This is a genomic window from Vibrio sp. HDW18 (genome assembly GCF_011306175.1).
Taxonomy (GTDB): Bacteria; Pseudomonadota; Gammaproteobacteria; order Enterobacterales; family Vibrionaceae; genus Vibrio; species Vibrio chanodichtyis.
In genome coordinates this window covers 447,871-463,090 of the sequence record NZ_CP049914.1, presented here as the reverse complement: position 1 = coordinate 463,090, position 15,220 = coordinate 447,871, and the positions used below count along the sequence as shown (strand labels likewise).

Below are 15,220 nucleotides of genomic sequence, written 5' to 3'. Positions count from 1 at the left end.
TTAGAGTTAATAGGCCTAAAAACTAACGCAAGCCATGCAAAAATTCCGCACGCGTCGCCGGGTTGGATTTGAAAATCCCGCCCAACGCAGTGGTGGTGGTGACGCTGGTGGCGTCCATCACGCCGCGGGATTTTACGCAGTAATGGGTGGCATCCACCGTCACCGCAACATCATCCGACTCCAGTAAGGTTTGCAATGCGACCAAAATCTGCTGGGTCATCCGCTCTTGCACCTGCGGGCGCTGGGCAAAAAAGCGCACAATGCGGTTAATTTTCGATAGACCGATGATTTTACCGCGCGGAATGTACGCGACGGCTGCTGTGCCATCGATGGTGACTAAATGGTGTTCACAAGTACTGGTCAGCGTGATGTCTTTGACTTTGACCATCTCACTCACCTTCATCTTGTTTTCGATCACCGTGATTTTAGGAAAATTGGCGTAATCCAAGCCAGAGAAAATCTCATCAACGTACATTTTGGCAATTCGTTGTGGTGTCTCTTCCAAACTGTCATCGGTTAAGTCGAGTCCAAGTAAATTGAGGATCTCGCGCATATGATGTTCAATTTGTTGTTTTTTTTGTGCTGGGGTTGCCAAGTTGGCCTGCATTGGCGTTTCCAAACCACGCAGATCTAGCGCATTCTTGACCAACTTCGCAGATTCGCTCAAACCAGACATTGTTCTACCTCTTAAATACCCCTTTTGGATGGCTGACAAGAATACGCGGATTTAGTGACAATTACATCCCCAAAATTCGCGTGGATACTGCAGCGCATAAGCGATTGTGTGCTACAGTTTGCCGCAAAAGAACACCAACATAGGACATTCCCGAATGGGCTGCTGCGATGCTCCTGGCTTAATGCCGATAGAAGATGCGCTCGACAACATGCTGTCACGCATTACTCCTGTCTCCACCACGTTACTTTTACCACTGGCAGATGCGCTCGGTTATGTGCTGGCCGAGGCAATTTTATCGCCAATTAACGTGCCGCCGTTTGATAACTCAGCGATGGATGGCTATGCCGTACGCCGCGCAGAACTCGCCCAGCAACAACCGCTACCGATGGCCGGTAAATCTTTTGCTGGGCAACCTTTTGTGGGTGACTGGCCGGCAATGACTTGTGTGCGCATTATGACTGGCGCGCCGATCCCTGTCGGGTGTGATGCGGTGATCATGCAAGAGCAAGCGACCGTCACCATAGACGGAGTGGTGTTCTGCCAGCATGAGGTTAAACACAATAACAATATCCGCCCAACCGGTGATGACATTGGTCAAAACGATGTAGTGCTAGAACGTGGCGCACGCTTAACCGCGCGTGATATTCCGATGATTGCCACTCTTGGCATTAGCCATGTCACTGTGTATCGCAAACCGAAAGTCGCGTTTTTCTCCACCGGTGATGAGCTCAAGCCACTCGGTGAGCCGCTGCAAGCCGGACAAATTTACGACAGCAACCGCTACGGTATTAAGCCCTTGATTGAAAACTTCGGCTGCGAAGCGATTGATCTTGGCATCGTTCCGGATTGCCCAGCAACACTGAAAGCCACCTTCGAGCAAGCACAAAGCATAGCCGATGTGGTGGTCACCTCAGGCGGCGTCAGTGTCGGTGAAGCGGATTACACCAAAGATATTTTGGCGGAGCTCGGTGAAATCGGTTTTTGGAAACTGGCGATCAAACCGGGCAAACCTTTCGCATTTGGTGCATTGCAAGATGCTTGGTTCTGCGGTCTACCAGGTAACCCGGTTTCCGCGATGCTGACCATGTATGTGCTGGTGCAACCTATGCTGGCTAAATTAGCCGGACACACGGCTTGGCAAGCGCCAGAGTCGATCCCAGCGATCACGCGCAGCGCATTTAAAAAAGCCCCAGGACGAACGGATTTCCAACGCGGCATTTATCGGATTGAAAATGGTCAATTCGTGGTGGAAAGCACCGGTAATCAAAGCTCTGGCGCATTCCGTTCAATGAGTTTAGCCAACTGTTTTGTGGTGCTTGAGCGTGAACGCGGTCGCGTGGAAGTCGGCGAAACGGTGCACATCCAGCTGTTTAACCCAACCCTGTACTAGGAGTGATGGTGGATATTCTCAGCGATGACGAAATGCTGCGTTACAACCGGCAGATCATTCTCAAAACATTTGATTTTGAAGGGCAAGAGCGGCTTAAGCAGAGTTCAATACTGATCCTCGGTGCGGGCGGCTTGGGTTGTGCCGCGAGCCAATACCTCGCCACTGCAGGTGTCGGGCAGATGACGCTGATTGATGATGATGTCGTCGAGCTTTCCAATTTGCAGCGCCAAGTGCTGCACCACGATGCGGATATTGGCCGGGCCAAAGTCGCTTCGGCGGCCGATGCGCTGCGGCAACTCAACCCTCATCTGCACGTTGAAACAATCCAAGCGCGTTTGTCCGATCAAGATCTGGATACGCTGATTGCGCGCCACGATCTGGTACTCGACGCCTGCGATAATGTGGACACACGTAACCAGCTCAATCGCTTGTGTTTTCAGCACAAAACACCACTGGTCTCCGGCGCGGCGATTCGCATGGAAGGCCAAGTCAGCGTGTTTACTTATCAAGATACCGCGCAGCCTTGTTACCAATGCTTAAGTGCCCTATTCGGCTCGGCGGCGCTCAGTTGCGTCGAGGCCGGAGTGATGGCTCCGGTGGTCGGCATTATTGGTGCCGTGCAAGCCATGGAAGCGATCAAAGTGCTGACCGGTTTAGGCACACCGAAACAAGGTAAGATTTTGATTTTGGATGCGATGAGCATGTCGTGGCGAGAAATGAAGCTGATCCAATTAGCCGATTGCCCGATTTGTCACCCACAAAACCAAGCTTAGTCGTACTTAGGTGCGTTCAGGCTCCACGACTTAAGCACCCGACAAGGAGTAATCTATGACTTCACCACTGGTCAGCGTACCATGGCTGCAACAGCAGTTAACCAATCCCCAATTGGTGATCCTCGATAGCAGTATCGAGTTTCAAATCGCCAGCGAGTCTGAAAAAGATTGGGTCAACAAAATCCCAACGGCACGACGCTTTGATTACGACAAAGTTTTTTGCGACCTTGATTCCGCCTTACCGCACATGATGCCTTCTGAGCCGCGCTTTAATACGCTTGCTCAACAACTCGGTATCAATCAAGACTCGCTGATTGTGGTGTACGACAACAGCGGCACCTTTGCTTCTCCCCGCGCGTGGTGGATGTTCAAAGCCATGGGACACGATAACGTGTTTGTGCTCAACGGTGGTCTAACTGAGTGGAAGGCTCGGGGTTACAACGTCACTCAAACTTATCGCCAACCCACTACAAAAGGTAACTTTGCCGGCAAACTCAACCCACAAGCGTTTGTTGATGCGAGCTATGTGCTTAAACAGATCGATAATCCTCACAGCCAAACCATTGATGCGCGTGGATTGGCGCGTTTTTTCGGTGAAGTGCCAGAACCTCGCCCCGGCGTGCGCAGTGGGCATATTCCCGGCTCATCCTGCTTACCTTTTGCAGAGCTCATCGCAGGTCACAAGCTAAAAGAGGAAGCCGAGTTACGCCCGCTGCTGACTCATATGCTGCCCGACACCGCCCAAGAATATCTGTTTAGCTGCGGATCTGGTGTTACCGCATGTATTGTGCTGCTCGTGGCGTATATGTGCGGCTATCAAAACCTCTCGCTGTATGATGGCTCATGGACCGAATGGGGCCAAAGGCAGGATCTGCCGATTGAAATAAGCAGTGAGTAGTGAGCAGTCCAACCCCACATCGGCGAGAATCAATATCCAATAGCGAATAATCAACCGCGAGCGGACATTAAAACCCGCTCGCTTTTTCATTGCTTTAATGATGGGTGACTAAAGTTAATTCCTGTTATGAGCTTAATGCTCGTTGCATTTGCTCATCTAAGTTGAGCACGGTCAACGCATTACTGACACTGGTCGCAAGAACATCAATCGCACCAGTGCGTAATGCTCCGAGCAGCGCCAGCGGCTTACTGTTTTCCGCGGCAATGGCGATCACTTCCGCAATCGGGCGAAACTCATCAATCCCAAGGCCAATCACGCGATCATTCATCACCGTATTGGCGACACGGCCATGCACATCAAAAAAATCATGCCCTGCGAAATCGCCGACTACGCCTTGAGTTAAGCGCGATTGCACCACTTCTTGCGGCGTAAACCAGCCAAGATCAACCATGTAGCTGTTTTCACTCATATCGCCAATCCCCACCAAGGCGATATCGGCTTTGCGTGCCAGATCTAGGGTCTGTTTAACCGTACTATTTTGCATAAAGACTCGCTTTTGCTCGCGGTTTTCTGCATAAGCAGGAGCGTATAAAGTCTCCGAGCTGCCGCCATATTTCTTGGCTAACTGACGACAAATGTGGTCGGCGTTAAACATCCCACCACGTGGATGAATACCGCCGATACTGCACACGAATTTACAATCGCGCGGCGTGATCACCCCAATATGATGCGCCACTGCCGAGACATTGCGCCCCTGCCCAACCGTGACCACCATGCCGTTTTTCAGCGTGCTGGTGAGATAATTGGAAACTAAACTCGCGACTTGCTGACGCTGTGCTTCATCATTGGGATGATCCAGGGCAATTAACGCGCGGCGCACCCCAAAACGCTCAATCAGGCGCTGTTCAATTTTGGCGCTAAAGACTGGATGATACTTAACCGTAATCTCAACAATCCCCTCATCTCGAGCCTGTTTCAGTAAGCGGCCCACTTTGGCCCGAGAAAGCGTGTACTTTTTAGAGATCTCTTCTTGAGTGGCACCATCCTGATAATAAGAGATGGCAATTTCGGTCAGTAAATCACCATTTTCTAATGGCATATCGGCAAGTTGGGTCATTACGGCGTTTCCTTTTATTACCAGCGGGCACGCTGCGGGTTCAACCCACGGCGAGTTCAACCAACATAGTGCGCAAACAAGCACTACACTACTGATAATGATGTGCTTAAAACCAATTTACTGGCTATGGTAACCATTCACAGTACATCAATCAAATGCTCAGTCTCATTACATTTTCTCAGTGGCAATTTGGGGCATTAAGTTTGGTTATTTGCTCAGTGACGGATTTAAGCAAACGATTTAATCGTATAGCGAAGATTTAACACCATAAATTTTCGGTTTAAGCTGTCATAAACCCGCTTAGCAAATTGACTTTCACGCTAGATAGGATAAATATGATTCCATCATTTACTCAGCGCGCGAACAAATGTTCAAAGTAAAGCTTCGGGCGCTGAAATTTTGCATTACTGACTCACTCTTTCGCGGTGAAAGAGCATGAGCCCCTCAACTGCTGGCATCCTCAAACTGTTAAGCGGCAGATGAACCTAACCCAATAGGACGATCGAAATGAGCAATAAATTAGCGCAACTTCGTAAACTGACTACCGTCGTGGCGGATACTGGTGAAATTGATGCGATCAAAAAATACCAACCCCAAGATGCCACCACCAACCCATCTCTGATCCTAAAAGCGGCGCAAATTGCGCAATACGCACCGCTGATCGATCAAGCGATCGCCTACGCCAAAACGCAAAGCAGCGATAAAGCGCAGCAAGTACAAGACACCTGTGACATGCTGGCGGTCAACATTGGTAAAGAAATCCTAAAAACCATTCCGGGTCGTATTTCGACTGAAGTTGACGCGCGTCTTTCTTACGACACCGAGCGCAGCGTAGCGAAAGCACGTCAGCTAGTAAAAATGTACAACGATGCGGGGATCAGCAACGATCGTATCCTGATCAAACTGGCTTCTACTTGGCAAGGGATCCGCGCGGCGGAAATTCTTGAGCAAGAAGGCATCAACTGTAACCTGACTCTGCTGTTCTCTTTCGCACAAGCGCGTGCGTGTGCTGAAGCAGGTGTGTTCCTGATCTCGCCTTTCGTTGGTCGCATCATGGACTGGCACAAAGCCAAAGAAGGACGTGATTTCACCTCCAGCGAAGATCCGGGCGTACTGTCAGTCAGCAAGATCTACCACTATTACAAACAGCACGGCTACAAAACTGTGGTGATGGGTGCAAGCTTTCGTAACATCGGTGAAATCTTAGAGCTGGCGGGCTGTGACCGCCTGACCATCGCGCCATCACTACTGGCTGAACTTGAAGCCGCTGAAGGTGAAGTGGTTGCAAAACTGGTTGACTCACAAGGCACAACCGCTCGCCCTGCCGCCATGACCCACAGCGAATTCCTGTGGCAGCATAACCTAGATGCGATGGCGGTTGAAAAGTTGGCGGAAGGCATCCGTAACTTCGCAGTTGACCAAGGCAAACTAGAAGCAATGATCGCAGCTAAGCTGTGATGCTGATTTTGAAGCGAGCTGCGGCTCGCTTCTTTCTGCTTTTTATTTTTGTTGAACTAACCCTGTTCAACACAATTTCTTGAAATGAGTAACACTATGAATCGCAAACAACTTGCCAATGCTATCCGCGCCCTGAGCATGGACGGCGTTCAAAAAGCTAACTCTGGCCACCCGGGAGCCCCGATGGGCATGGCGGATATCGCCGAAGTGCTGTGGCGTTCACACTTAAACCATAACCCACAAAATCCTAACTGGGCTGACCGTGACCGCTTTATTCTGTCGAACGGCCACGGCTCGATGCTGATTTACTCACTGCTGCACCTGAGCGGTTATGAGCTGTCGATTGACGATTTGCAAAACTTCCGTCAACTGCACTCAAAAACTCCAGGTCACCCAGAATATGGTTACGCACCGGGCATTGAAACCACTACAGGTCCACTAGGCCAAGGCATTACCAATGCGGTGGGTATGGCGCTGGCTGAAAAAGCTCTGGCGGCGCAGTTCAACAAACCGGGTCACGACATCGTTGACCACTTCACTTATGTGTTTATGGGTGATGGCTGTTTGATGGAAGGTATCTCGCACGAAGCGTGTTCACTGGCGGGCACACTTGGCCTTGGCAAACTGATTGCGTTCTGGGATGACAACGGTATTTCTATCGATGGTCACGTAGAAGGGTGGTTCTCTGACGACACACCAAAACGCTTTGAAGCCTACGGCTGGCAGGTCATTCCCGCAGTGGATGGACATGATGCAGAGGCAATTAACGCAGCGATTGAAGCGGCTAAAGCCGACACGTCTCGCCCAACCCTGATCTGTACCAAAACCATCATTGGTTTTGGCTCACCTAACAAAGCCGGCTCACACGACTGTCACGGCGCGCCGCTGGGCAATGATGAAATCAAAGCGGCACGTGAATTCTTAGGTTGGGAACATGCTCCCTTTGAAATCCCAGCGGACATCTACGCCAAGTGGGATGCCAAAGCCGCAGGCGCCAGCAAAGAAGCGGCTTGGAATGAGAAATTTGCCGCTTACGCCAAAGCTTACCCAACTGAAGCGGCTGAATATCAGCGCCGTATCGCTGGTGAGCTGCCAGCCAATTGGGAGGCTGCGACCAGCGAGATTATCGCGAATCTGCAAGCTAATCCTGCCAACATCGCATCGCGTAAAGCATCACAAAATGCGTTGGAAGCGTTCGGCAAACTGCTGCCAGAATTTATGGGCGGCTCGGCTGACCTAGCGCCATCTAACCTCACCATGTGGTCTGGCTCAAAATCACTGACCAGCGAAGATTTCTCAGGCAACTACATCCACTACGGTGTGCGTGAGTTTGGTATGACCGCTATCATCAACGGTATCGCGCTGCACGGTGGTTTTGTGCCTTACGGCGCGACTTTCCTGATGTTTATGGAATACGCGCGTAACGCGATGCGTATGGCGGCACTGATGAAAGTGCAAAACATCCAAGTCTACACCCACGACTCGATTGGTCTGGGCGAAGATGGTCCAACTCACCAACCGGTTGAGCAAATCGCTTCGCTGCGTATGACACCAAACATGAGCACATGGCGTCCTTGTGATCAAGTCGAATCGGCAGTGGCGTGGAAACTGGCGATTGAGCGTAAAGAGGCGCCATCAGCGCTGATTTTCTCGCGTCAAAACCTCGCGCAGCAACCACGCAGCGCAGAGCAAGTGGCGAACATCGCCAAAGGCGGCTACATCCTGAAAGATTGTGCAGGTCAACCTGAACTCATTCTGATTGCAACAGGCTCTGAAGTGGAACTCGCGGTTGCCGCTTACGAGCAACTAAGCGCCGAAGGCAAAGCGGTTCGCGTGGTCTCTATGCCATCGACCGACGCATTTGATAAGCAAGATGCCGCTTACCGTGAAGCCGTTCTGCCATCTGCAGTCACCAAGCGTATCGCGATTGAAGCCGGTATTGCCGACTTCTGGTACAAGTACGTTGGCTTTGGTGGTCGCATCATCGGTATGACCAGCTTCGGCGAATCAGCACCCGCGGGTGAGCTGTTCAAACTGTTTGGTTTCACGACTGAAAACGTAGTGAAACAAGCCAAAGAACTGCTGGCGTAATTAAAAGCGATTTATTTCTTTGTTACGCAAAGAAAAATCGATGATAAAAAATCCCGCTGCGGCGGGATTTTCTTTAAAAGATGCTGATTACCTCGAAAAAGACGATACCATCTTAACCGCGATTATGGCAAGTGATCCGTTATGCGGCTTCACCTAATCTCAAGCTTTCATAGTAATCCTCAGCCAAAGCTGTCATTTTAAATTCGGCCTCTATTCCGGCTATCTTTTCTACAGCTTCTTGGATAGATGCTAGGTCAATATTAAAGAACTCTTTGCGAAGATTTACTGCGTTTACACGTTTAGAATTGAATTCTCGGTGTAGCGCAGTTTCAAGTGCTGGAGCATCATCAGTGTAAATCATTGCATGTACGTCAAATGGGAATTGTTGTTCATGGACGCCGTTCATCCTACGCAGTCAACCAAACTCAGTTATGGCTGGATACGAAAAGGCCAAGACAAAGTGATTGAGACTACAGGCAGTCGAACTCGTCTCAATATCATCGGTGCGTTACCGATCCAAAATATTGGCGCAACGGTTACAGAAACGTATGACACGATAAACAGCGAGAGCATCGTTCGCTTCTTCTGGAAGCTCAAAAAGGAGCATTACCCGTTGGAGCAAAAAGTACACCTAGTACTTGATGGTGCCGCCTATCATCAGTCAGAAATGGTAAGAAATGCGGCAAAAGTGCTCAATATCGAGCTTCATTACTTACCCCCATACAGCCCAAACTTAAATCCAATAGAGCGGTTATGGAAAGTAATGAATGAGTATGTGAGGAACAATATTTACTTCTCCTCGAAGGCTGAATTTACAACGGCTATTAATGAATTTTTCAATGTAACGCTGCCAAAAGTTGCAGGCTCACTGGTATCCAGAATTACGGATAATTTTCAGATTTTGAAACCTGCATCTTCGAGTTGAGCGGGTATATACATAAACAATTTAGGGGCAATTCTAAACCAGCAGCAAATCCCAATCATCTCCCCCTCAACTCCTCCAACTGTTTTTTCAGCATGGCGGGCAGTGAATAGAGCAACAATAAGCGCAGGGCGTGGTTGATCATTACAAATGCGGGTTCCATGCCGAGCAGTAAGGCGACGGCGGTCATGGCTTCGACACTGCCGGGAACCCAAGAAAGCAGCAGCACGACCCATGATTTATCGATCAAAATAGAAAAGACACCGGAGACACCCACCGCGACCAAAAGGCCAATCATGGTGACCATTACCCCTGCGCGGGAATACGCCATGGCTTCGCGCAGTGTGGTATCGGCAATGCGTGAGCCGATCAAAATGCCGAGTAAAGCGGTGGCGAATATCACCATCCATTTCGGCAGTTGCATATCAATGCCAGTGGCAAAGCCATTAAAGCTGGCGGTGACCAGTAGCGCCGCCAACATATAAGGGGCGGGAATGCCGAGTAAGGTAGAGGCTTTACCCAGTAGCAAACTGAGCAGCGCCAGAGCCAAGAAAATAAGCCCAGCGTAAAGCGTCAAGTTGTTCGCCGTAGCGGCACTATCCGGCACATGGTTGGAGATCAGTAGTGCGAGCAAAGTGAGGATCATCAGCCGGATCGAATGAGCATAAACCACTTTGGTGGACGGTTTTTGGTTTGATTCGCTGATGACTAAAATCGCCGCCATGGCCCCCGGTACAGCGCCGAGTAGCGATTCAAACGGCGTCCAACCTTCTTTTTTGGTGAGCCACAGATAGCTCATGCTGATTTGCAGGGTTAAACAACATAACAGGCCAATCAGCAGCGCCAGAGTTAAACTCGCACCCAGCTCAGTCAAACTGATGGTTGTACCGACGCTGATGCCGAGCACAATTTGTACCACCAGCAATAACCAGCGTGGCGTTTGCATGCTCAGCCAGCGCTTTTTATGCAGCACAATCACTATAGCGGCGGCAATAAACATTTCCGACAACGGGATCGCAAGCACGCTCCCCAGCCCTGAGGCAAGAGCAGCAATCAGCAGAATTTGGATAACGAGAGTAAAACAAGCTCTTTCGAACATCTTGCTTTCCTTTCAGGTAGATAGCCTAACATCACAGATCCGAATCTTACGCTTTGCAGTGGCAATCAACAACACTGTACTGGTTTATTGGCAGCCGTGTTGTCGCACAACCATGACCTGACAAACACGGCCGCACTAACCATTGTACAAATAACAACGCCACTCGCGGTTAAACGAGTGGCGTTGAGTTTTATTAGTAAGGCGATGGGGTAATAATTAGAACCAGGTTTCCATTTGCAGTGCAAAGATGGCTTCGCCGCCAGAACCCATCGTTGTTTTATCAGTGCCTGAGTCGATCGCGTAGTTATCTAACTTATCGCTCCAATCCACATAACTGACCGCAAAACGCAGCTCTGGACGATCAAAAAATCCTGCTGACGTCGCCAGTTTAAATGTTGGCGCAAAGGTCGCTTTATAAAAACTGCCTTTGGCTTGCGTTTGACTATTATCCAAGTCCATATATTGGTAGGAAGCCTCATAAACTAATTCAAAGTTTTCGGTCATCTCTTGGGCTAAACGCACATTCAGCGATGCCCAGAAAAACTCATCATTTTTCTTCAAGCGATCTTGGCTGTATTCAGCCATTAGTGCCGGGGCTACGCGCCATCCGTCCGCCAAATACGTCACCCCAGAGGCAAAAGCTCGGGTCGCAAACGCATCGTTGTACAATTCGCCATTAGAGCCAATCCCTTTCAGCTCGGCCCCTAAACCTTCACCGACTAATAAACCATATTGAGATGAGCCTTCATTGAGGCCAAAGAAACTCTGCGCATGGTAAGCCAGCAAAGCATGTACGCCACTATCAGCCGCTTTGCTCGCGCTATCGCTACGTTTCGCGTTATCGGCAGCATGCATGCCACTGAGCATCAATTGCCAAGGGCCAAAACGGTTATTCATGGTCACGATGTAGTTTTCAATTTCAGTGTTTGAGCTATCAATTTGCCCAAAATCGCGCCCATAAATCGAGAAATTGGCCTGCCACTTTTCGGCTAATTTAACATCATAAATCCCAGCCCCAGTTCCAGAAAGAAACACGATGTCGGAATCGAAGAAATGAATGTCAAAATTATCGCGATCGAAACGTTTACCCACCCACAGCGTACTCTCGGCAAAAGCGCCGCTGAATGAAGGTAAGCTGGCTAATTCCGCATAAATTTGACGTACATTGAGCTTGCTATCATCGACAGTCCATTCATTACTGGTTTCGGTACTGTCGGCCAACATAATCTTAAATAGCGCGCTAGAGCCATTTTGCATCTGACGCTTATGGATCAAATTGGCTTCTAAGTAATTATCATCCTCCAGCCCCAATCGACCAACCGGTGCGCCTAGCGCTCCGGCCGCGGTCATATAAGGCCCGGTTCCAACCGCACCATTGAGATCACTGTTGGTCAGCAAACCTGCTCGTGCATAACCATGAAATTCAAACGATGAATCGGCGGCTGATGCAGTTGGATGCTCAGCCGCCGCTTGCTCAAGTTGTTGGATCCGTGCTTCTAATGCCGCGAGGTCTGTATTGGCATGCGCAGCGTGTGAGACTAAAAATAGATTGGCCAACGTGATTGCGATTAAGTGTTTTTTCATTTTGTATCTCCATGACTTATTGAATTATCACCAGAACCTGCAAACGTTCCCAATGATATAGCCAATATGTGCGAAGAAACCTCGAAAGAGGCGCAATGCTAAAATCTTTTACCGCTAAACCAAACGTAATTCGGCGATTGTCTTCACTGTCAAAGACCGATTACTTTGGCTTAATCTCTCAGCTCACTCACTATACACAAGAAAACGGGAACGATCCCGAAAATGATGGAGAATTCATAACTTCATCACGTTATTTGTTGATGCTGTAAATTTGAACTCTCCACTCACTCCAACCACCACTGATGCTTTCTCGCGTTATGCTAAGAAAAGCTTTAGCGCGGCTTGAGTTGGCAAGGCCGTCATCGCGCCTTTTTGAGTAGTGGCCAATGCGCCGCACCCATTAGCCGCTGTCACCGCCTCGACAATCAGCGCCAGATGCCGCCAATCTTCGGCCACTGACAAGTGATAAAGCAGCCCGCCGACAAAAGCATCACCGGCTCCGGTCGTATCTAGCGGCTTAACCACTTTACCGGCCACCATCTTCTGCCCGTCCGAGGTGACCACTAATGCGCCTTGCGCACCAAGCGTCACCACCACTAATGGGATCTGGTACTGGGCAAGTGCCTTTAATCCCTCTTCAATCGAATCGGTTTCGGTTAAATATTGCAGCTCATCGGCTGAAAATTTGACCACATCCGCCAAACGCACTGCCTCCATCACTACCGCTCTTAGCTCGCTTGGCTGCGCCCACACTTCTTCACGTAAATTAGGATCAAAACTGATATAACCACCAGCTTGTTTCATCTGTTGAATAGCACTCAAGGTGCTGCTGCGACTGGGTTGATTGGCCAACGCGATCGAACAGACATGTAACCATTGGCCGAATTCAAAGCGCGGAATATCACTCGGCTGAAGAAACTGATCAGCACTAGGCTTAACCATAAAGGTAAAGCTGCGCTCGCCATGCTCATCCAGATCCACCAGCACGGTCGAAGTGCGTCGCTCAGGATCAAAAGCTAAGTACTGACAATCGACCTGCTGTTCGATCAAGGTCTGCTGCATAAAACGACCAAAGGGATCGTTCCCGACACGACCAAAAAAAGCGCACTCACCACCCAGCCGAGCAATCGCGACCGCAACATTAGCCGGAGCGCCACCGGGACATTTTAAATAATGCTGCGCTCCATCGGGGATCAGATCCACCACCGCATCACCAGTTAACCATACTTTAGACATCAAACTACTCCTGAAATTATTGTTGGATTGAAGTCTAACCAAAGCGTTTCAGCGGCAACACTAGCGACACTAAAAACGATCCAGAAATTGATGAAATTTGTGAGCTCAGATAAAGATTGGCAATTTGTCGCGCATTTCCACTTTACTTTATTGGGAACGATACCTATCGAATATTCACCCTTTCGATGACTCCTTTCCTGATCGACTCATCAAGCACCGACTCTTGATTCATTTCTGATCAAGATCAAATTTTATAGTAGAAATATTGCGCACTCGTGTGCTTTAATGTCTTCATACGAACATTAAAGAGCAAAAACGAAAATAAATAATGCGGAGATAACCATGAATAGTCGCTCAACACGTTTCACCTCCAATGAAGTGCTCGACCTGATTATTGTCGGTGGCGGCATCAATGGTGCTGGTATCGCCGCCGATGCTAGCGGACGCGGACTCAAAGTCGGGTTATATGAGGCCAAAGATTTTGCCAGCGCCACCTCTTCGGCGAGCTCGAAGCTGGTGCATGGCGGTCTACGCTATTTAGAACATTATGAATTTCGCTTAGTCAGTGAGGCGCTGGCCGAACGTGAAGTGCTGCTCAATAAAGCCCCGCACATTGTCACGCCAATGCGTTTTCGTCTGCCGCATCGGCCTTTCTTGCGCCCAGCTTGGATGATCCGTGCCGGGTTATTTCTTTATGATCACTTAAGCAAACGAACTTCACTGCCCGCCAGCCATAAAGTGGCGCTCAAAGCGGGAACCATCACCAAACCGGAAATGGCGGTGGGGTTTGAATATTCCGATTGTTGGGTCGATGATGCGCGCTTGGTACTGCTCAATGCACGGCAAGCCCACGAACAAGGCGGCGAAGTGCTCAATTACTGCACGGTAGAAAAAGCCCAACGCGTGGGTAAATTATGGCACGTAACGCTGTTTGATGAGCAAACCGAGCAACGCTTTGAGCGCCGTAGCCACGCATTAGTCAATGCAACCGGTCCTTGGGTTAAACAATTTTTACATCACCATGCCCAGATCAATTCGCCTTATGGCATTCGCTTAATTCAAGGCTCACATATTATCGTGCCGCGCATTCACGCCGAGCCGCAAGCCTATATTTTGCAAAATGAGGATAAGCGAATTGTGTTCGTGATCCCTTATCTTGATCACTATTCGATGATCGGCACCACTGATGTGGAATACCACGGTGATCCGCGACATGTCGCTATCACTGATGCTGAACGTGATTATTTGATTGCGATTGTCAATAAGCATTTTATCCATCAAATCACCCGTTCTGACATTATTGCTGAGTTTAGTGGAGTGCGGCCACTGTGTGATGATGAATCCAATTCGCCACAGGCGATCACCAGAGACTACACTTTGGCGCTGGATTGCCCAGACGATCAAGCGCCATTGCTGTCCATTTTTGGTGGCAAACTGACCACTTATCGCAAACTTGCTGAAGCAGCAATGACCCAACTTGCCCCTTTCCTGCCACAGATGGGCGCAGCATGGACCGCCAATGCACCACTGCCTGGCGGTGAAGGTTTTGATCATCTCACCTTAAAAAATCAGTTGCTCACTGAGTTTCCATTTATTGGCGAGCCTTTAATCGCACGCTGGCTACGCAGCTATGGCAGCCGTACCCGCCAACTGTTAATGGGCGTCACCGCGATCGATGATCTCGGCATGGCTTTTAGTGATGATCTGTATCAAAAAGAGATCGACTATTTGTGTGAGCAAGAGTTTGCTCGGCAGGCGAGCGATATTTTCTGGCGCAGAAGCAAACTTGGTTTGAATCATGATCATGCGCTAATGATCAAAGTGGAAAGCTATTTGCAACAAAGAGAGCTCAATCAGCAGATTGCCCAGCAGGCTGGTTTAAAACCAGTGGCGAGCGAAAACGTACAGCAGGTTAAAACATCGCAGTGTTAAAGTACCGTCAATTTAAACCACCATCATCCCCCAAGCAGGTGATG

At 49.4% G+C, this 15,220-nt stretch carries 11 protein-coding genes and 2 pseudogenes; 7 read left to right on the top strand and 6 right to left on the bottom strand.

The annotated features are described in order from the left end of the window. Positions 1-22: 22 nt before the first annotated feature. Positions 23-676, bottom strand: coding sequence for a GTP cyclohydrolase I FolE (gene folE, locus G7083_RS13815; protein WP_166015406.1), 654 nt, complete (start codon positions 674-676; stop codon positions 23-25). A 154-nt stretch (positions 677-830) separates the two neighbouring features. Between folE and moeA the strand changes: the two genes are divergently transcribed. From moeA to G7083_RS13800, 3 genes are read left to right on the top strand one after another with little or no spacing between them, the layout of a single operon-like run. Further along, positions 831-2,066, top strand: coding sequence for a molybdopterin molybdotransferase MoeA (moeA, locus tag G7083_RS13810; protein WP_166015405.1), 1,236 nt, complete (start codon positions 831-833; stop codon positions 2,064-2,066). A gap of 8 nt (positions 2,067-2,074) precedes the next feature. Beyond that, positions 2,075-2,839, top strand: coding sequence for a molybdopterin-synthase adenylyltransferase MoeB (gene moeB, locus G7083_RS13805; RefSeq protein ID WP_166015404.1), 765 nt, complete (start codon positions 2,075-2,077; stop codon positions 2,837-2,839). Positions 2,840-2,894: 55 nt separating this feature from the next. After that, a complete protein-coding gene (locus G7083_RS13800) occupies positions 2,895-3,737 on the top strand; it encodes a sulfurtransferase (RefSeq protein WP_166015403.1) in 843 nt (280 codons plus the stop codon). A gap of 124 nt (positions 3,738-3,861) precedes the next feature. Here G7083_RS13800 and G7083_RS13795 read toward each other — a convergent pair whose 3' ends face one another. After that, positions 3,862-4,854, bottom strand: a complete 993-nt coding sequence (locus G7083_RS13795) for a sugar-binding transcriptional regulator (RefSeq protein WP_166015402.1) — start codon at positions 4,852-4,854, stop codon at positions 3,862-3,864. A 507-nt stretch (positions 4,855-5,361) separates the two neighbouring features. Between G7083_RS13795 and tal the strand changes: the two genes are divergently transcribed. After that, positions 5,362-6,312: a transaldolase gene (gene tal / locus G7083_RS13790; RefSeq protein WP_166015401.1), complete on the top strand. Its 951-nt coding sequence runs from the start codon at positions 5,362-5,364 to the stop codon at positions 6,310-6,312. Positions 6,313-6,408: 96 nt separating this feature from the next. Next, entirely contained in the window at positions 6,409-8,403 is a 1,995-nt protein-coding gene (gene tkt / locus G7083_RS13785; RefSeq protein ID WP_166015400.1) for a transketolase, read from the top strand. Positions 8,404-8,542: 139 nt separating this feature from the next. On the opposite strand, the pseudogene G7083_RS13780 reads toward tkt, so the two are convergent. Next, positions 8,543-8,785 (bottom strand): annotated as a pseudogene (locus G7083_RS13780) (GIY-YIG nuclease family protein); the annotation flags it as partial. Here G7083_RS13780 and G7083_RS13775 point away from each other — a divergent pair. Further along, positions 8,786-9,328, top strand: a pseudogene (locus G7083_RS13775) (IS630 family transposase); the annotation flags it as partial. It lies immediately after the preceding pseudogene. 55 nt (positions 9,329-9,383) lie between these two features. On the opposite strand, the gene G7083_RS13770 reads toward G7083_RS13775, so the two are convergent. From G7083_RS13770 to G7083_RS13760, 3 genes are all read right to left on the bottom strand, one after another. Next, on the bottom strand, positions 9,384-10,424 hold the full coding sequence (locus G7083_RS13770) for an AbrB family transcriptional regulator (RefSeq protein WP_166015399.1): 1,041 nt from the start codon (positions 10,422-10,424) through the stop codon (positions 9,384-9,386). Between the two features lie 216 nt (positions 10,425-10,640). Then, positions 10,641-12,008, bottom strand: a complete 1,368-nt coding sequence (locus G7083_RS13765; RefSeq protein WP_166015398.1) for a carbohydrate porin — start codon at positions 12,006-12,008, stop codon at positions 10,641-10,643. A 315-nt stretch (positions 12,009-12,323) separates the two neighbouring features. After that, entirely contained in the window at positions 12,324-13,244 is a 921-nt protein-coding gene (locus G7083_RS13760) for an aminoimidazole riboside kinase (RefSeq protein WP_166015397.1), read from the bottom strand. Between the two features lie 342 nt (positions 13,245-13,586). Between G7083_RS13760 and glpD the strand changes: the two genes are divergently transcribed. Then, positions 13,587-15,176, top strand: a complete 1,590-nt coding sequence (glpD, locus tag G7083_RS13755; RefSeq protein ID WP_166015396.1) for a glycerol-3-phosphate dehydrogenase — start codon at positions 13,587-13,589, stop codon at positions 15,174-15,176. Positions 15,177-15,220 lie beyond the last annotated feature (44 nt).

Coding starts and splice junctions, on each gene's coding strand:
- folE (WP_166015406.1), bottom strand. CDS start 676: ATGTCTGGTTTGAGCGAATCTGCGAAGTTGGTCAAGAATGCGCTAGAT.
- moeA (WP_166015405.1), top strand. CDS start 831: ATGGGCTGCTGCGATGCTCCTGGCTTAATGCCGATAGAAGATGCGCTC.
- G7083_RS13800 (WP_166015403.1), top strand. CDS start 2,895: ATGACTTCACCACTGGTCAGCGTACCATGGCTGCAACAGCAGTTAACC.
- G7083_RS13795 (WP_166015402.1), bottom strand. CDS start 4,854: ATGACCCAACTTGCCGATATGCCATTAGAAAATGGTGATTTACTGACC.
- tal (WP_166015401.1), top strand. CDS start 5,362: ATGAGCAATAAATTAGCGCAACTTCGTAAACTGACTACCGTCGTGGCG.
- tkt (WP_166015400.1), top strand. CDS start 6,409: ATGAATCGCAAACAACTTGCCAATGCTATCCGCGCCCTGAGCATGGAC.
- G7083_RS13770 (WP_166015399.1), bottom strand. CDS start 10,424: ATGTTCGAAAGAGCTTGTTTTACTCTCGTTATCCAAATTCTGCTGATT.
- G7083_RS13765 (WP_166015398.1), bottom strand. CDS start 12,008: ATGAAAAAACACTTAATCGCAATCACGTTGGCCAATCTATTTTTAGTC.
- G7083_RS13760 (WP_166015397.1), bottom strand. CDS start 13,244: ATGTCTAAAGTATGGTTAACTGGTGATGCGGTGGTGGATCTGATCCCC.
- glpD (WP_166015396.1), top strand. CDS start 13,587: ATGAATAGTCGCTCAACACGTTTCACCTCCAATGAAGTGCTCGACCTG.